General features: G+C 45.9%; 10 protein-coding genes, 2 tRNA genes and 3 rRNA genes. 11 read left to right on the top strand and 4 right to left on the bottom strand.

Annotated features, from left to right (window positions below; translation table 11 throughout):
- Nucleotides 1–11 precede the first annotated feature (11 nt).
- The 5 genes from MZ182_RS11865 to MZ182_RS11845 all read left to right on the top strand — a co-directional run bounded on the left by MZ182_RS11865 (nt 12) and on the right by MZ182_RS11845 (nt 5,942).
- Complete coding sequence (locus tag MZ182_RS11865) at nt 12–635, top strand: thiol:disulfide interchange protein DsbA/DsbL (RefSeq protein WP_248067171.1); 624 nt, start codon at nt 12–14, stop codon at nt 633–635.
- Nucleotides 636–1,250: 615 nt separating this feature from the next.
- A complete protein-coding gene (locus tag MZ182_RS11860; RefSeq protein WP_011788986.1) occupies nt 1,251–1,517 on the top strand; it encodes a DUF4212 domain-containing protein in 267 nt (88 codons plus the stop codon).
- 11 nt (nt 1,518–1,528) lie between these two features.
- Nucleotides 1,529–3,265, top strand: coding sequence for a sodium:solute symporter family protein (locus MZ182_RS11855; RefSeq protein WP_014610778.1), 1,737 nt, complete (start codon nt 1,529–1,531; stop codon nt 3,263–3,265).
- Nucleotides 3,266–3,407: 142 nt separating this feature from the next.
- On the top strand, nt 3,408–5,255 hold the full coding sequence (locus MZ182_RS11850; RefSeq protein ID WP_014610777.1) for a DUF294 nucleotidyltransferase-like domain-containing protein: 1,848 nt from the start codon (nt 3,408–3,410) through the stop codon (nt 5,253–5,255).
- A 15-nt stretch (nt 5,256–5,270) separates the two neighbouring features.
- Nucleotides 5,271–5,942: an exonuclease domain-containing protein gene (locus tag MZ182_RS11845; RefSeq protein WP_011919484.1), complete on the top strand. Its 672-nt coding sequence runs from the start codon at nt 5,271–5,273 to the stop codon at nt 5,940–5,942.
- A 196-nt stretch (nt 5,943–6,138) separates the two neighbouring features.
- Here MZ182_RS11845 and MZ182_RS11840 read toward each other — a convergent pair whose 3' ends face one another.
- Complete coding sequence (locus MZ182_RS11840) at nt 6,139–7,203, bottom strand: ketoacyl-ACP synthase III (RefSeq protein ID WP_011788990.1); 1,065 nt, start codon at nt 7,201–7,203, stop codon at nt 6,139–6,141.
- 92 nt (nt 7,204–7,295) lie between these two features.
- Nucleotides 7,296–7,967 (bottom strand): GntR family transcriptional regulator, encoded by a 672-nt coding sequence (locus tag MZ182_RS11835; protein ID WP_014610775.1) that lies wholly within the window; start codon nt 7,965–7,967, stop codon nt 7,296–7,298.
- Nucleotides 7,968–8,318: 351 nt separating this feature from the next.
- Here MZ182_RS11835 and gmhB point away from each other — a divergent pair, with 351 nt between their 5' ends.
- The 6 genes from gmhB (at nt 8,319) to rrf (ending at nt 14,908) form a co-directional block, all read left to right on the top strand.
- Nucleotides 8,319–8,870 (top strand): D-glycero-beta-D-manno-heptose 1,7-bisphosphate 7-phosphatase, encoded by a 552-nt coding sequence (gmhB, locus tag MZ182_RS11830; protein WP_248067173.1) that lies wholly within the window; start codon nt 8,319–8,321, stop codon nt 8,868–8,870.
- A 426-nt stretch (nt 8,871–9,296) separates the two neighbouring features.
- A 16S ribosomal RNA gene (locus MZ182_RS11825) occupies nt 9,297–10,839 on the top strand.
- Between the two features lie 257 nt (nt 10,840–11,096).
- Nucleotides 11,097–11,173: transfer RNA gene (locus MZ182_RS11820), tRNA-Ile, on the top strand.
- Nucleotides 11,174–11,310: 137 nt separating this feature from the next.
- Nucleotides 11,311–11,386: transfer RNA gene (locus MZ182_RS11815), tRNA-Ala, on the top strand.
- Nucleotides 11,387–11,677: 291 nt separating this feature from the next.
- Nucleotides 11,678–14,570: ribosomal RNA gene (locus MZ182_RS11810) — 23S ribosomal RNA — on the top strand.
- A gap of 222 nt (nt 14,571–14,792) precedes the next feature.
- A 5S ribosomal RNA gene (gene rrf / locus MZ182_RS11805) occupies nt 14,793–14,908 on the top strand.
- Together the 16S, 23S and 5S rRNA genes with 2 tRNA genes alongside form the textbook arrangement of a ribosomal RNA operon.
- A 311-nt stretch (nt 14,909–15,219) precedes the next feature.
- Here rrf and MZ182_RS11800 read toward each other — a convergent pair.
- Nucleotides 15,220–15,480 (bottom strand): GrxA family glutaredoxin, encoded by a 261-nt coding sequence (locus MZ182_RS11800; RefSeq protein ID WP_007648921.1) that lies wholly within the window; start codon nt 15,478–15,480, stop codon nt 15,220–15,222.
- 60 nt (nt 15,481–15,540) lie between these two features.
- On the bottom strand, nt 15,541–17,349 hold the full coding sequence (locus MZ182_RS11795) for a DEAD/DEAH box helicase (RefSeq protein WP_262917249.1): 1,809 nt from the start codon (nt 17,347–17,349) through the stop codon (nt 15,541–15,543).
- Nucleotides 17,350–17,484: the final 135 nt, after the last annotated feature.

The following is a 17,484-nucleotide window of genomic DNA, read 5'->3' as shown; positions in this document are numbered from 1 at the left end:
GAGATAGTATAATGAGCACGTTAAATATTATTGTTAGACCACTGATGTCCATTGCCTTCGGGTTCATACTCAGTGCCAGTTTTACCTTACAGGCGGCTAATTTTGAGGAAGGTAAAGATTATGTAACAGTGACGGGGATTTCTGAGGCACAACAGCCAGTGTTAAGAGAGTTTTTTTCTTATAACTGTCCGCATTGCTATAACCAAGAGCCCTTAATTGAATCGACCGTTACTTTACTCGGTAAAGAGATCCATTTTGAGCGTACTCCCGTTGGTGCCGGTCGTCCAAGTTGGCAATTGAGCCAGTTAGCCTATTATGTGGCACAAAAACTGAACATGACAAAGCAAACCCATGGTGCCATTTTTAAACAAATCCAAGTGAATGCAGAGCAATTTACTCGCCCAGAACAAGTGAAGGCTTTTTTTGTGTCCCAAGGTGCTAAAGCTGAGGATGTAGAGGCTACAATCAATTCAGTTGATGCCCAATTCACGCTAATGAACTACGACTCTCAAGCTGAGCTTGCAGGTATTAAAGGCGTCCCTTCATTATTGGTTAATGGCCGTTACATGTTGACGTCAACCGCGCATACACCTGAAGAATTGGCGGCGTTAGTTAAGTTTTTAGCGGCGAAATAACGACATTTCATAGATGGATGGTATGCGATGAAAGCGGCTTTTTGCGAGTATCGTATAGTCACATTTCCTCAAGGTAGATTGAGTAACCCAGCATAGACTGGGTTATTTTTTGTTGTAAACCTGCAAGGTAACGGTGAATTAAACCGTGATATTTTGACGAAATAACATGATGAAACGGTAAGTAATTGGCCTGATCTAGGTTTGATGAGAGATGTAACGTCTCTAATTGATTGCGAAACTCATTATTAAAATTCTCAATAATTTAGGCTAAAAATCTCAAATCATCTGATTTTCAGCCAGTCTAGAGTCGTATTAAAGCTCATTTAAATTTCTAATTTCCCTAGTTCAGACAATAAGTTATTTCTATTTATTGGTTGCAAATCCTCTTTCTCCATTCACATATCACTCATTCTTGTTCGACATTGGTCTAACCTGTTAAAAAAGTTAAAACCGTATCAAAATGTAATGCCATTGTTAACTCTTTGAATTTGTTTCTATTCGCTATTTGCAGACAATGTTTTGAATCACGACTTAGACGAAAGTCGTGATTGTGCTCACACCAGCGATTGCTAGATTAAACATGACTTAAAATTAAAACAGCACAGGGGAGTCGCTATGGGTTTTGAAAATAACGAAAAAGCAAAAGGCTACTGGCGCGAGAATTTACGTCTCGTCCTTAGCTTATTAGCTATTTGGGCCGCAGTATCATTTGGGTGCGGTATTTTATTGGTTGATGTTCTGAATGAAATCCATTTCATGGGATTCAGATTAGGTTTCTGGTTTGCACAACAGGGAGCTATGTATGTATTCGTTGTGCTTATTTTTGTCTATGCGGCAAAAGCCAACGCCTTAGATAAAAAATATAACGTACAAGAAGACTAAGGGGAATTGGAATGGGTGTTCAAGGATTAACGTATCTTATCGTAGGGCTTTCATTTGCGCTCTACATCGGGATTGCAATTTGGTCACGTGCGGGCTCAACAAAAGAGTTTTATGTTGCCGGTGGTGGTGTGCATCCTGTGGTTAATGGTATGGCGACGGCGGCAGATTGGATGTCAGCTGCGTCATTTATTTCATTAGCAGGTATTGTGTCTTTCGTCGGTTACGACGGCAGCGTTTACCTAATGGGTTGGACTGGCGGTTATGTATTATTAGCCCTGTGTATGGCGCCGTATTTACGTAAGTTTGGTAAATTTACTGTGCCAGATTTTATTGGGGAGCGTTATTACTCTCAGGCGGCACGAACTGTTGCGGTTATCTGCGCCATCTTCATTTGTTTTACTTATATTGCAGGGCAAATGCGGGGTGTGGGCGTGGTATTTTCACGCTTCCTCGAAGTGGAAGTTGACACTGGTGTATACATTGGTATGGCAGTGGTGTTCTTTTATGCCGTACTCGGCGGAATGAAAGGGATTACCTATACTCAGGTTGCTCAATATTGTGTATTGATTTTCGCTTTTATGGTGCCAGCAATCTTCCTCTCGGTGATGATGACGGGCCATATTATTCCGCAAATTGGTTTTGGCGCTGAACTGATTGATGCCGCGGGTAATAATACGGGTGTCTATTTACTCGATAAGTTAAATAACCTCTCTGCTGATTTGGGGTTTGCACCTTATACCGATGGCTCGAAAAGCATGATTGATGTGTTCTGCATTACGGGTGCTCTGATGGTTGGAACTGCCGGTTTACCCCATGTTATCGTTCGTTTTTTCACTGTACCTAGTGTAAAAGATGCGCGTATTTCAGCTGGTTGGGCACTGGTGTTTATCTCTATCATGTATACCACTGTACCTGCATTAGCGGCGTTCTCTCGCGTGAATATGATTGAAACCATCAATGGCTCTGATGCTAATGGTGTTGCCTATGAGACTGCCCCTGGTTGGATTAAAAACTGGGAGAAAACGGGTCTTATTAAGTGGGACGATAAGAATGCTGATGGTAAGTTATATTATGCTGCTGGTAAGTTTGAAGACCCAGCAAGTCGTAATGAGATGAAAATTGATAACGATATCATCGTATTAGCCACACCTGAAATTGCAAACTTACCTGCGTGGGTTATTGCATTAGTCGCTGCTGGTGGTTTAGCAGCAGCGTTATCGACTTCGGCAGGTTTATTGTTGGTGATTTCAACCTCAGTATCACACGATCTGCTTAAAAAGAATTTCATGCCGAATTTATCGGACAAGAAAGAGCTGTTATATGCACGTTTAGCCGCAGGTATTGGGATTGTAATTGCGGGTTACTTTGGTGTGAATCCTCCAGGCTTTGTGGCTGCAGTGGTGGCTTTTGCCTTCGGTTTGGCGGCATCGTCCTTGTTCCCTGCCATTGTCATGGGGATCTTCTCTAAGAAAATGAATAAAGAAGGTGCCATTGCGGGTATGGTAATAGGTTTACTGTTTACCGCGGCTTATATCATCTACTTTAAGTTTGTTAATCCTACGGCAAACGTACCAGCGAACTGGTTCTTAGGTATTTCACCTGAGGGTATCGGTATGGTTGGAATGGTAGTCAACTTTGCAGTCGCGGCAATCGTTAGTAAAGTGACAGCTGCAACACCATTACATGTACAGGAAATGGTTGAGTCTATTCGTTTCCCTAAAGGTTCGAGCGAGGCGAGTGGCCACTAGTAAGACGAGTACATAGTTGAAAATAAAGAGCGCTTCGGCGCTCTTTTGCTTTTTAGCCTTGGCCTGACTTTAGTCGAATGTAGCTCACCTGCAATGCGGGCTATAGTGGTGAGAATATCAGATTAAAAATAAGGTGTTGCCTATGAATGCGAGTGAATTACAACCCGTAGTGCAATTTCTCAAGGGGTTAGTTCCCTTTGATACCTTACCTGATGAGGTGGTTTTACGTTGTGCTAAGGCAATCACCATAGGTTATTACAGTAAGGCTTCGGGCTATGTTAGCTTCGATGCCAATGCACCGAAACTATATATAGTACGCAGTGGTGCTTTTGAGGTGAGAGATCCTGAAGGCGTGTTAGTTGATAGAGTGGGTGAAGGTGAATTTTTTGGTTTTTCTACACTGCTGTCGGGGGAGAAGGTTGTTAACAAAGTGGCAATACTGGAGGATGGTCTGGTTTATCATCTACCGCAATCTTTGTTTGATCAATTAAGGAGTGAGAGCCGACATTTCGATAAGTTTTTCACCCGAGCTTTTGCAAAGCGTCTTCGGCATGAGGCGCGTTTTAAAGCAAAAGATCTCACGACAACAAGTCGTATCAGTACGTTAATGTCTTCCGATCCTATTATGATTGATGCCCATGCCAGTGTTACCCAAGCTGCACTCCTGATGCGAAATGCGCGCGTATCTTCTTTGTTGGTGACGGATAATCATAAATTAGTGGGTATTTTAACGGATAAGGATTTACGTAATCGAGTATTGGCAGTAGGCCTCGATGGTCGCCTAGCTGTACATCAAGCAATGACGGTTTCACCGATTTCTATTTCGTCGAATGCATTAATTTTTGAAGCTATGCTATTGATGAGTGAGCATAATATTCATCATTTACCTATTATTGATGAAGGTAAGGCTATTGGCATGGTAACCAGTACCGATATCTTGCGTGGACAAGGTTCTCAGCCGCTGTTGCTTATTGGGGAAATTGAGCGTCAGCAGGATCTGGCGAGCTTAATCTCTGTCAGTAAGCAAATTCCACTATTGCTGCAGAATTTAATCAGTGCCGATGCTAGGGCTGAAGAAATTGGACGTGTATTGACTTCGGTTACCGATGCACTGACGCGGCGGTTAATCGTGCTTAATCAGCAGCTTCTTGGTGATCCACCGATGGCTTTTTGTTGGTTAGCGTTCGGCTCTCAAGGTCGACAGGATCAAGCTGCATGTTCGGATCAAGATAATGGTCTACTGGTTGCAGAAGAAATGGATGACTATGCGAAGGGATATTTTGATGCGCTTACCCATGCGGTATGTTCTGGGTTAGATCAGTGTGGCTATGTTTTTTGTCCAGGTAATATCATGGCACAAAATCCACAATGGCGAATGTCACTAAAACAATGGCAACACCTATTTGAAAAGTGGGTGATAACCCCAGAACCTAAAGCGTTAATGCATGCCAGTATTTTTTTTGATATGCGCTCGGTTTATGGGCCACAGACCTTATTTGATGCATTGCAGGATAAAGTATTAGCGCAAACCCGTGATAACGATATCTTTCTTGCGGGAATGACGGGGAATTCGTTGATTGAATCTCCCCCCTTAGGTTTTTTCCGCACATTTGTGCTCGAGCGTGATGGTAGTGAAGTAAAAGGTATTGATTTAAAACATAAAGGTAATGCATTAATTAATGATATCGCCCGTGTCTATGCGCTGTCAGCGGGCATAAAAGAAGTCAATACAGCCAAACGTATTCGCGCTTTGATGGATGCCAATATCCTCAATCGTAAGGATGCACTCAATTTGGCCGATGCCCACGAGTTTATCGCCCATATGCGCTTAGCTAATCAAGGTTACCAATATACTCAGGGACAAAAAGTGAGTAACTACTTGTTACCTGGTCATTTATCATCATTAGTTCGCCACCAATTACGGGACGCCTTTAAGGTGGTACATGATGCTCAATCTGGCATGAAAATGAAATTTATGCGGAGCTTTTAGGTGAGTATTCTGTTGATGAAGATGCGATTAAATTGGCGGGCTCTGCGCTGTCAGCATCAACTGTTCAAAGATTATTATCAATCACTTGTGCCTTTACTCTCGATGCCTGTATCCGAAGCCCCTTTAATGGCGATGGATTTAGAGATGACGGGGCTCGATCCTTTGCAAGATCAAATACTCAGTATAGGTCTCGTGCCTATTGAACACGGCGTGATCCCACTTGAGGGGGCACAGCAAAAGTTAGTGCAAATTCGGGGCAGCGTTGGCCAAAGTGCCACTATTCACGGCATTCTCGATAATCATTTAGTACAAGCAGTCACCATTGAAGACGCCATGGCATGGTTTATTGCTAAAACACGTGGCAGAGTGTTGGTTGCGCATCATTCCCCATTAGATTGCCGATTTTTACAGCAGGATATTTTGGCTATTTATCATCAAGCGGTATTTTTACCCTCGATAGATACCTTAATGCTTGAAAAGCGTCGATTGTTACGAGGACATCATGCTATTAAAGAAGGTAGTTTACGCCTTGGTGCTTGCCGTGAGCGTTATGGTTTACCAGTCTATTCAGCCCATAGCGCATTGACTGATGCCTTAGCTTGCGCTGAACTGTTACTCGCGCAGGTGGCTGCAATGGATGGGGCAAGGCAGCTCAAAGTGGCTGAGCTAATGCAGCAATCTTCCTGATGTTGTTTGTTATTATCTCGCTTTTCATAAGGTTAACTAGATGATTATGTTTGTTGTACGTTCGCATTTGTAGACTGTCTTTCATTGCTTTATCAGGAAGAGTGTCGCATCCTTTTTTGTACGTGATTTTAGTGATTAAAAAAGCCATCATCGGATGGCTTTTTTGGAAGTGGTGATTAATCTAATTGGCCAAAACTTAGTTACAAAAATAATCAACCGCACGTTTGACCAGTTCAATACCACTTTGATCGCAAGGAGGTAACTCTGCATCACTTATATTGAGCGGCTTCACTCGCTCCCCCCATTGAAGAAGAAGTGCTGCTGAAGTTAATCCGGCCCCAAAAGCGCATGACAGTATGGTTTGATGTGGCTTGATAAGTTCTTTTTCCAAGGCGTCACAAATGGCAATCGGAATCGTCGCCGCTGAGGTATTGCCATAGTTAGCAATATTCACAAAGGCTTTTTCTTTCGGGATTTTCATTCGACTGACAAGTGTATCGATAATACGTTCATTCGCTTGATGCGGAATGACTAAATCGACCTCGTCTTTATCTACACCACATTTTTCAAGCACTTGAGTGCTTAACTTGTTCATACCATTAATGGCGCGTTTAAAGATTTCTTGCCCATCAAATTGAATATAAAAATCTAAAGATTCGGCGGAGAATCTATCCATAGCGGTACCGAAACCCGCTTTTAGAATATCACGGCCATCAGGGTCATTATTAAGCTCATAACCAAGCACACCACCTGGAATAGTTGAGGCTTCTACTACAACTGCACCCGCACCATCACCAAATAGTACTGCGGTTTCACGGCGCGACCAATCTAAATAGAAAGATAGGCGTTCAGCCCCGATCACTAAAACTTTTTTGCTCTGGCCGCTTTTAATTTGAGAGCTCGCTAAACCTAAGCCGTATAGAAAACCGCTACAGGCTGCGTTGATATCAAATGCAGCGCAGTTTGAACCAATATTGGCTTGTACCGTCGATGCAATATTGGGGATTAATGTATCTGGACTGGCACTTGCCAGAATGATCATATCTATCTCACTGCCATCGATACCCGCTGCTGCAAGGGCTCGCTTTGCGGCAACGGATGCCAGTTCAGAGGTATTCACATGGCTGATATGACGTTGACTGATCCCTGTGCGCGATTTAATCCATTCATCGGACGTTTCGATAAAAGTTGCAAGATCATCGTTAGTCAAGGTTGCGGGGGGGACACACTTGCCCCAACCTGTGATAGTGGCGTACTGCATGGTAGTTTCTCTCAAATAAAAAAGGCAGAACTTGAAGTGCTGCCTTGAATCGACAACAAAGCTTATCGGTATAACCAATAACTGTCCGTGATCTAGTCCACCTGTTTGGCGACAAGCTCGCGGATAGTCATCGCGGCATGCAAAATATGATGTCGCAGTAACGCCGTTGCTTTCTCTGTTTCTCTTAATTTGCAATGGTTGAGCAGGGCACGGTGCTCATGCTCTGCAGCAGGAATCCCCCCTGCTAACAACAATTGCAAACGAATATATCTATCGCAGTTTGTATTAAGGCCGTGGACGACCTCAAGGGTATGTGGGCGATTAGCGGCTTGATATAAACAAGTGTGAAATTGTGTATTTAGCTCGCTCCAACTGGCGACGGCATCTTCATGTTTAAAGGCCGATTCCAATTGCTCAAGTACCTGTTCTGCTTTAATTAAATCTTGTTCTTGGAGTTGCGGAATTGCCTTTGCAAGCAGATCCGTTTCAATCATTGCTCGTAATTCAAAGAGTTCAGTAACTTGTTCGACGGATAATACGGTTGCAGTTGCACCCTTATGCGGTTCGAATTTGACTAACCCTTCCGCTTCGAGTTGCACTAATGCTTCTCTTACTGGGATCCTACTCACATGTAAGGCTTCAGCTAAAGCACTTTGTCTGAGCGGTTCTCCTGCGGCTATGTCCCCTGAAAGAATTTTCTCTCTGAGCGCTTCTACAACTAACTGAGTGCGGGTTTTGTGGACTATAGGCGTAGTTCGACTCATTTTTCCGTCTATTTTCGGCTGTTCTTTCATTATCCGCCCAAGGTTACCGCTAAAAACACCACAAATAAAGGGGCATGCTCGATTGAGTACATGGATAATGAGATGGATTTAACGATATAAAGTGTATGTTTTAACCTTCTTTACCGCTGAGTTGAGATTTTCCGTGTTAGATATCCTTTTGCGTAGCATCACTAAACCCTATTGCTTCTAAGCACCTATTGCTTCTAAGCATGAGTTCCTCTGTATGGGGCCCATCGAAGTAAAGGTGAACTTCGCGGTGCAATTTATTGCAATGAATGAAATAATACCCAACAGAACGCCTTAGGCGATGTTTTGAGTGGAGTAAGTACTGTGGTTGCAGTCAATCGAGCCGTTTTTTTAGACCGTGATGGTGTTATCAATAAAGATCATGGTTATGTACATCAAGTTGATGATTTTGAATATATCGAAGGTGTGTTCGAAGCATGTCTCGCATTAAAAAAAATGGGCTACAAGTTAGTCGTCGTCACTAACCAATCCGGTATAGCCCGCGGTATGTACAGTGAAGATCAGTTTCACAGTTTAACAGAGTGGATGGATTGGAACTTTGCCGATAAAGGGGTTGATCTCGATGGCATCTACTACTGCCCGCACCATGCAGAAAAGGGGATGGGTGAATATAAAGTTGATTGTGATTGCCGTAAACCCAAGCCTGGTATGCTTAACGATGCCGCTAAATTCTTAAAAGTCGACTTATCACAGTCAGTGATGGTGGGTGATAAAGCTGATGATATGCAGGCGGCAAAAGCGGCAGGTGTGCCAACACGTATATTAGTGCGTAGCGGTAAAGTGATTGCAGACAGTAGTGATGCAACAATAGTGCTCGATAGTATTGCTGATGTACCTGATTACTTGAAAACCTAGCTTAGATTTCACCCTAAACTCAGCAATAGGGTTGATTAAATATACATTTAGTTTAAAAAGTGTGCGCTTGAAGCGTTTTTCGTCATTATTCGCTAAAAAGGGGTTGCGATAAAATCTGCCATCCCTATAATGCGCATCCACTGACCCAGCGGGGTCAAGGTTAAACGCTGAATAAGCCGCTAATCATGCTCTTTAACAATATATCAAGCAAATCTGTGTGGACACTCACAGGTGTTGAGTTAATCGAAACTGCTTAACCTTAGGGTTGGCAGTCAAAGAATTAAATCAATGTCTTCAAGTCACTTAGGTGATTGAGTGTTCATAGCAATATGTACAGTTTGTTTCAGCCCTTCTTTTATAAGGAGTGCGAGAAACAAAAAATCAGAATTCATTGAGCCGTTTGACGTAAGTCAAACAACAAAACTTTAATTGAAGAGTTTGATCATGGCTCAGATTGAACGCTGGCGGCAGGCCTAACACATGCAAGTCGAGCGGCAGCACAAGGGAGTTTACTCCTGAGGTGGCGAGCGGCGGACGGGTGAGTAATGCCTAGGGATCTGCCCAGTCGAGGGGGATAACAGTTGGAAACGACTGCTAATACCGCATACGCCCTACGGGGGAAAGGAGGGGACCTTCGGGCCTTCCGCGATTGGATGAACCTAGGTGGGATTAGCTAGTTGGTGAGGTAATGGCTCACCAAGGCGACGATCCCTAGCTGTTCTGAGAGGATGATCAGCCACACTGGGACTGAGACACGGCCCAGACTCCTACGGGAGGCAGCAGTGGGGAATATTGCACAATGGGGGAAACCCTGATGCAGCCATGCCGCGTGTGTGAAGAAGGCCTTCGGGTTGTAAAGCACTTTCAGTAGGGAGGAAAGGGTGAGTCTTAATACGGCTCATCTGTGACGTTACCTACAGAAGAAGGACCGGCTAACTCCGTGCCAGCAGCCGCGGTAATACGGAGGGTCCGAGCGTTAATCGGAATTACTGGGCGTAAAGCGTGCGCAGGCGGTTTGTTAAGCGAGATGTGAAAGCCCTGGGCTCAACCTAGGAATAGCATTTCGAACTGGCGAACTAGAGTCTTGTAGAGGGGGGTAGAATTCCAGGTGTAGCGGTGAAATGCGTAGAGATCTGGAGGAATACCGGTGGCGAAGGCGGCCCCCTGGACAAAGACTGACGCTCATGCACGAAAGCGTGGGGAGCAAACAGGATTAGATACCCTGGTAGTCCACGCCGTAAACGATGTCTACTCGGAGTTTGGTGTCTTGAACACTGGGCTCTCAAGCTAACGCATTAAGTAGACCGCCTGGGGAGTACGGCCGCAAGGTTAAAACTCAAATGAATTGACGGGGGCCCGCACAAGCGGTGGAGCATGTGGTTTAATTCGATGCAACGCGAAGAACCTTACCTACTCTTGACATCCACGGAATTGGCTAGAGATAGCTTAGTGCCTTCGGGAACCGTGAGACAGGTGCTGCATGGCTGTCGTCAGCTCGTGTTGTGAAATGTTGGGTTAAGTCCCGCAACGAGCGCAACCCCTATCCTTATTTGCCAGCACGTAATGGTGGGAACTCTAGGGAGACTGCCGGTGATAAACCGGAGGAAGGTGGGGACGACGTCAAGTCATCATGGCCCTTACGAGTAGGGCTACACACGTGCTACAATGGCGAGTACAGAGGGTTGCAAAGCCGCGAGGTGGAGCTAATCTCACAAAGCTCGTCGTAGTCCGGATTGGAGTCTGCAACTCGACTCCATGAAGTCGGAATCGCTAGTAATCGTGGATCAGAATGCCACGGTGAATACGTTCCCGGGCCTTGTACACACCGCCCGTCACACCATGGGAGTGGGCTGCAAAAGAAGTGGGTAGCTTAACCTTCGGGGGGGCGCTCACCACTTTGTGGTTCATGACTGGGGTGAAGTCGTAACAAGGTAGCCCTAGGGGAACCTGGGGCTGGATCACCTCCTTACCTATACGACTAACTCGATGCTTTTGAGTGTTCACACAGATTTGCTTGATAGAAGAAAGAGTAAAAGATGGGTCTGTAGCTCAGCTGGTTAGCACCCCAATCCCCTCATAAAGAGTAGGGTGAGGTCGGTGGTTCTAGATGGTTGTAGATTTATCAATAAGATGGGTCTGTAGCTTAACTGGTTAGCACCCCAATCCCCTCATAAAGAGTAGGGTGAGGTCGGTGGTTCTGGATGGTTGTAGATTTATCAATAAGATGGGTCTGTAGCTCAGCTGGTTAGAGCGCACCCCTGATAAGGGTGAGGTCGGTGGTTCAAGTCCACTCTGACCCACCAATCCTTCCTTCTCAGCGTTGGAAAGTGACTCGTTTAGTGAACTAAACGTCGCCACTGTCCGCCTTGATAAGAAATGATTGGCAAACCAATCCTTTAAGAGGTTTGGAACATCTTATTTACTCGCACTGCATGTAAATGGGGCTATAGCTCAGCTGGGAGAGCGCCTGCCTTGCACGCAGGAGGTCTGCGGTTCGATCCCGCATAGCTCCACCATTTACTGCATTATGGTTAGAGATGCCAAAGATAAACTTAAAAATTATCTTTGGCTTTTTTAAGCCCGCTCTTTAACAATTTGGAAAGCTGATAGTATTAAACACAATGATGTCTGTCGTTGTGTTGATACGAAAAAAGTTTAATGCGAAAGCATTGAACATTGAGTTCTCAAACACTTTATTAAGTGTCTTGAATATTCAAGTCTAAGGCGCGTCCACTTCTTTGGTCAGAAGTGAGACAAGTAAAACCAGCTGGTCGCAACAATTCAAGTGAAACTCATTTGGGTTGTATGGTTAAGCGACTAAGCGTATACGGTGGATGCCTTGGCAGTCAGAGGCGATGAAGGACGTAGTAACTTGCGAAAAGCGTTGGCGAGCTAGTAACAAGCATTTGAGCTAACGATGTCCGAATGGGGGAACCCGGCCGCATAAGCGGTCATCATGTAGTGAATACATAGCTACATGAGGCGAACGAGGGGAACTGAAACATCTAAGTACCCTTAGGAAAAGAAATCAACCGAGATTCCCCTAGTAGCGGCGAGCGAACGGGGATTAGCCCTTAAGTCTATGGGGTGTTAGTGGAATGGTCTGGAAAGTCCAGCGGCACAGGGTGATAGCCCCGTACACGAAAACTAACCGTAGATGAAAACGAGTAAGGCGGGACACGTGACATCCTGTTTGAATATGGGGGGACCATCCTCCAAGGCTAAATACTCCTGACTGACCGATAGTGAACCAGTACCGTGAGGGAAAGGCGAAAAGAACCCCTGTGAGGGGAGTGAAATAGAACCTGAAACCGTATACGTACAAGCAGTGGGAGCGGTCCTTGAGACCGTGACTGCGTACCTTTTGTATAATGGGTCAGCGACTTACATTTTGTAGCGAGGTTAAGCGAATAGCGGAGCCGTAGGGAAACCGAGTGTTAACTGCGCGTTTAGTTGCAAGGTGTAGACCCGAAACCCGGTGATCTAGCCATGGGCAGGTTGAAGGTTGAGTAACATCAACTGGAGGACCGAACCGACTAATGTTGAAAAATTAGCGGATGACTTGTGGCTGGGGGTGAAAGGCCAATCAAACCGGGAGATATCTGGTTCTCCTCGAAAGCTATTTAGGTAGCGCCTCGAGCGAATACCATTGGGGGTAGAGCACTGTTAAGGCTAGGGGGTCATCCCGACTTACCAACCCTTTGCAAACTCCGAATACCAATGAGTACTACTCGGGAGACAGACGGCGGGTGCTAACGTCCGTCGTCAAAAGGGAAACAACCCAGACCGTCAGCTAAGGTCCCAAAGTGTATGTTAAGTGGGAAACGATGTGGGAAGGCTTAGACAGCTAGGATGTTGGCTTAGAAGCAGCCATCATTTAAAGAAAGCGTAATAGCTCACTAGTCGAGTCGGCCTGCGCGGAAGATGTAACGGGGCTAAACATACCACCGAAGCTACGGGTGCAGCCCATTAGGGTTGCGCGGTAGAGGAGCGTTCTGTAAGCCGTTGAAGGTGAAGGGGTAACCCACGCTGGAGGTATCAGAAGTGCGAATGCTGACATGAGTAACGATAAAGGGGGTGAAAAACCCCCTCGCCGAAAGACCAAGGGTTCCTGTCCAACGTTAATCGGGGCAGGGTGAGTCGACCCCTAAGGTGAGGCCGAAAGGCGTAATCGATGGGAAACAGATTAATATTTCTGTACTTCCGCTAACTGCGATGGAGAGACGGAGAAGGCTAGGCTAGCGCGGCGTTGGTAGTCCGCGTTTAAGGTGGTAGGTGGGTGACTTAGGCAAATCCGGGTTGCTATACACTGAGAGCTGATGACGAGGTCCTAAGGGACTGAAGTAGTTGATGCCATGCTTCCAGGAAAATCTTCTAAGCTTCAGGTTAGCGGGAATCGTACCCCAAACCGACACAGGTGGTCGGGTAGAGAATACCAAGGCGCTTGAGAGAACTCGGCTGAAGGAACTAGGCAAAATGGTACCGTAACTTCGGGAGAAGGTACGCTCCTGTTGGTGATGAGACTTGCTCTCTAAGCTGACGGGAGTCGCAGATACCAGGTGGCTGCAACTGTTTATCAAAAACACAGCACTGTGCAAACTCGCAAGAGGAAGTATACGGTGTGACGCCTGCCCGGTGCCGGAAGGTTAATTGATTGGGTTATCGCAAGAGAAGCTCATGATCGAAGCCCCGGTAAACGGCGGCCGTAACTATAACGGTCCTAAGGTAGCGAAATTCCTTGTCGGGTAAGTTCCGACCTGCACGAATGGCGTAATGATGGCCACGCTGTCTCCAGCCGAGACTCAGTGAAGTTGAAATTGCGGTGAAGATGCCGTATACCCGCGGCTAGACGGAAAGACCCCGTGAACCTTTACTATAGCTTGGCACTGAACATTGAACCTACATGTGTAGGATAGGTGGGAGACTATGAAGTTGGGACGCTAGTCCTGATGGAGTCGTCCTTGAAATACCACCCTTGTAGTTTTGATGTTCTAACCTAGACCCCTAATCGGGGTTAGGGACAGTGCCTGGTGGGTAGTTTGACTGGGGCGGTCTCCTCCCAAAGAGTAACGGAGGAGCACGAAGGTTGGCTAAGTACGGTCGGACATCGTACGGTTAGTGCAATGGCATAAGCCAGCTTAACTGCGAGACATACACGTCGAGCAGGTACGAAAGTAGGTCATAGTGATCCGGTGGTTCTGAATGGAAGGGCCATCGCTCAACGGATAAAAGGTACTCCGGGGATAACAGGCTGATACCGCCCAAGAGTTCATATCGACGGCGGTGTTTGGCACCTCGATGTCGGCTCATCACATCCTGGGGCTGAAGTCGGTCCCAAGGGTATGGCTGTTCGCCATTTAAAGTGGTACGCGAGCTGGGTTCAGAACGTCGTGAGACAGTTCGGTCCCTATCTGCCGTGGGCGTTGGATGATTGAGGGGAGTTGCTCCTAGTACGAGAGGACCGGAGTGAACGAACCGCTGGTGTTCGGGTTGTCATGCCAATGGCATTGCCCGGTAGCTACGTTCGGAATCGATAACCGCTGAAAGCATCTAAGCGGGAAGCGAGCCCCAAGATGAGTCATCCCTTGGACTATAAGTCCACTAAAGAGCCGTTCGAGACTAGGACGTTGATAGGCATGGTGTGTAAGCGTTGTGAGGCGTTGAGCTAACATGTACTAATGACTCGAGAGGCTTAACCATACAACCCAGATGGGTTTTACAAAGAAGCCTTAGACAGAATATAAACACTTAATAAAGTGTGGTCATAAAATGCTCCTGCATTTATGACACACAGTACATCCGTGTACTTGAACTCAAAAAACAATCAGTTTTCCGAATTATTAAATAAGGTACAGCAGGTCCTAGGTTCTAGGTCCTAAAAGCGCAAAGCGCGCCCTGATACCTTGTTTAAAACCGAATATGCTTGGTGACAATAGCATTGTGGAACCACCTGATCCCATCCCGAACTCAGAAGTGAAACGCAATCGCGCCGATGGTAGTGTGGGGTCTCCCCATGTGAGAGTAGGTCATCGCCAAGCGCCCAAATAAACACAAAAGCCCTAGCCTAAACCGCTAGGGCTTTTGTGTTTATCCGCTTCGCGAAAACTTACCTCGATGCCAGTCAATAAATATTCCTTCATTATTGACACTTCCACCATCCATGGCGGTCGCCCGCCGTTAAGCGGGGTCTCCAGCTGCGCAATAAATTGTTCCGCTAGCCCGTCAGTTTTTATCCTTTATACAGAATGGTATTTTTTATTATCCTCATGTTTTCTCTTTGTTTTCTAAACGAAAAAGGAGACATTAGGTCTCCTTTTGTTCCGTATTAACTGTTAATTTTTGTGTGAGCTTAACCTAGTAGATTATTATCACGAACGTATTGTTCAAAATCTGTACAGCCACCAACATGTTTCTCATCAACGAAAATCTGCGGTACGGTTTCAACTGGCTTACCAACAGTTTTTTCTAAATCTGCTTTAGAGATGCCTTCTGCATGAATATCGACATATCTGAACTTGAAGTCATCACGCTTTTCAACGAGTTGCTCAGATAATTGCACCGCACGAACGCAATAAGGACAGCCTGGACGGCCAAAAATAACAACGAACATATTAGCTCCTTAGGATTACTTTAGTCGTTTTATACCATAGGCCTAAGTGAATTGATAATGTCAGCCGCGTTTATTTTCAGTTTGATAGCGACCTTGATAATCAAAATAGCTTTCGAGCAGATCCCAGCCTTTTTTATGTTTCTTCAGCAGCAAGAGATCGGGCATGCGGAATTTATCCGCGTCGTTGATTAACTCTGTCACCTTAGTGTACTTTTTTGGTTTTAATCCTGGTGTACGGTTATGGGGAAAGATGAATAAGGCATATAGGGCTCGCCACTGGGCCGGCGTTTGCAATTTAAAGCGGCGATTGAATTCATTACCGTCGATATCGAGGTACTGCACTTTCAGATTGCCGTCATCGTCGATGAGCGTCATATGTTGGCAGCGGAATAAATGATGGTGCTGCTGGCTGAGCACTTGGCGTAGGCGTTTATCGGGATCGATGAGGGTCGATTGGCAGTGCTGGCAAATGCGCGCCGCGATATCATTCTCTTCTCCGCAATCGGGGCAAGATTTAGATCTAAAGCGAAAGTCGCACTGCTGCTTTTTACCTTGCGGTTCGACGATACCCTGACAGCGGCGACCAAAGTGTTCGATAATGTCGCCATCGTCGTCCGTGAGTCCCCAGAATATATTGGCAAAATCGCACACAGGGCAATGCACTTGCACGGGTACCGATTTACTGTTGGGTTTCGCTTGGCCGACCTCGGGGAAATACAAGTCATAACCATTGGCAGCATAGTCGATGATAAGACAATCTTTTTTGCCTTCAGCGATTCGCAATCCACGGCCGATCATTTGTTGAAAAAGACTGACTGAGGCGGTTGGGCGCAAAATCGCAATTAAATCCACATGGGGCGCGTCGAAGCCTGTCGTTAGCACTGCTACGTTGACTAAAAACTTAAGCTCTTGGGCTTTAAAGCGTTCAATCGTCGCGTCACGTTCATCGTCGTGCGTTTGTGCTGTGATCATGGCGCTCTGTGCTGCGTGAGTCTGGTTGAGTAAATTAAAAATCTCATTGGCGTGGCGCACCGTTGCCGCAAAAATGATAATGCCTTTTCTATGTTGGCTCAGTTCAATGAGTTGTTTCACAATCGCTGTGGTCGCGCGGCCGTAATGCCCCAGCAAATCATTAACCTCGGCTTCGGCATATTCGCCATTCTCATTGGCTTTAAGTTGGCTGAAATCGTACTGGGCACTGAGGCCGTCGAATAGCGTAGGCGCTGTGAGGTAACCTTGTTTAATGAGTGGCCTGATGGGCAGCTCGAACACACAATGTTCAAACACGGCATGTTCGGGAGACCCCACTTTGCCGTGATAGTGTTGCTGATAAATCCAGCCAGTGCCAAGGCGATAGGGTGTGGCGGTGAGACCGAGCAATCTTAATTGGGGATTTTTCGTGCGTAAATGCTTGAGTACTTGCTGATATTGGCTGGTTTTTTCTAGGCTGACTCTGTGGCATTCATCAATAATGACTAACGAGAATGGCTGATCGAACTGCGATAATCCCCGCGCTGCTGATTGAATACTGGCAACGACGGTTTTTCCGTCGGTGGCTTTTTGATTGAGTCCCGCCGCATAAATACTGGCTTCGGTTGTCAGTAAACCGACTTTCTCTGCATTTTGTGCAACCAATTCTTTCACATGAGTAAGTACTAGCACTCGACCTTTAGCAATACGTGCCAGTTCAGCGATGACGATACTTTTGCCTGCACCAGTAGGCAAGACGAGTACGGCTGAAGCGGTGCTTTGCTTAAAATGTTGTATGGCAGCATCGACTGCTTGCTGTTGATAGTCTCGGAGGTTAACTGGCACGCTGATAAAAGATCTATATCGACCAAAATGAGGCGACAAGTTTAGCACAGTCATCAAAAAAAATGCCCCTTGGTTGGAGGGGCAAGCAAGAGAAAGGGGCAATCGGGCTCTTTCTCAACAGGGTTTCATCTTACTGAAAGTGACAACTTAGATGGATGCGCTTAATCCACACCAAACTAGATTAAGCGC

Source organism: Shewanella sp. JNE2 (genome assembly GCF_023159115.1).
GTDB lineage: Bacteria > Pseudomonadota > Gammaproteobacteria > Enterobacterales > Shewanellaceae > Shewanella > Shewanella putrefaciens.
Note: the sequence above shows the minus strand (reverse complement) of the source record. Positions and strands in the feature narration are given on the sequence as shown.

What these genes read in the sequence shown, in the direction of transcription:
- MZ182_RS11860 (WP_011788986.1), top strand. Translation starts at nt 1,251, where the DNA reads ATGGGTTTTGAAAATAACGAAAAAGCAAAAGGCTACTGGCGCGAGAAT.
- MZ182_RS11835 (WP_014610775.1), bottom strand. Translation starts at nt 7,967, where the DNA reads ATGAGTCGAACTACGCCTATAGTCCACAAAACCCGCACTCAGTTAGTT.
- MZ182_RS11865 (WP_248067171.1), top strand. Translation starts at nt 12, where the DNA reads ATGAGCACGTTAAATATTATTGTTAGACCACTGATGTCCATTGCCTTC.
- MZ182_RS11800 (WP_007648921.1), bottom strand. Translation starts at nt 15,480, where the DNA reads ATGTTCGTTGTTATTTTTGGCCGTCCAGGCTGTCCTTATTGCGTTCGT.
- MZ182_RS11845 (WP_011919484.1), top strand. Translation starts at nt 5,271, where the DNA reads ATGAAGATGCGATTAAATTGGCGGGCTCTGCGCTGTCAGCATCAACTG.
- MZ182_RS11795 (WP_262917249.1), bottom strand. Translation starts at nt 17,349, where the DNA reads ATGACTGTGCTAAACTTGTCGCCTCATTTTGGTCGATATAGATCTTTT.
- MZ182_RS11855 (WP_014610778.1), top strand. Translation starts at nt 1,529, where the DNA reads ATGGGTGTTCAAGGATTAACGTATCTTATCGTAGGGCTTTCATTTGCG.
- MZ182_RS11840 (WP_011788990.1), bottom strand. Translation starts at nt 7,203, where the DNA reads ATGCAGTACGCCACTATCACAGGTTGGGGCAAGTGTGTCCCCCCCGCA.
- MZ182_RS11850 (WP_014610777.1), top strand. Translation starts at nt 3,408, where the DNA reads ATGAATGCGAGTGAATTACAACCCGTAGTGCAATTTCTCAAGGGGTTA.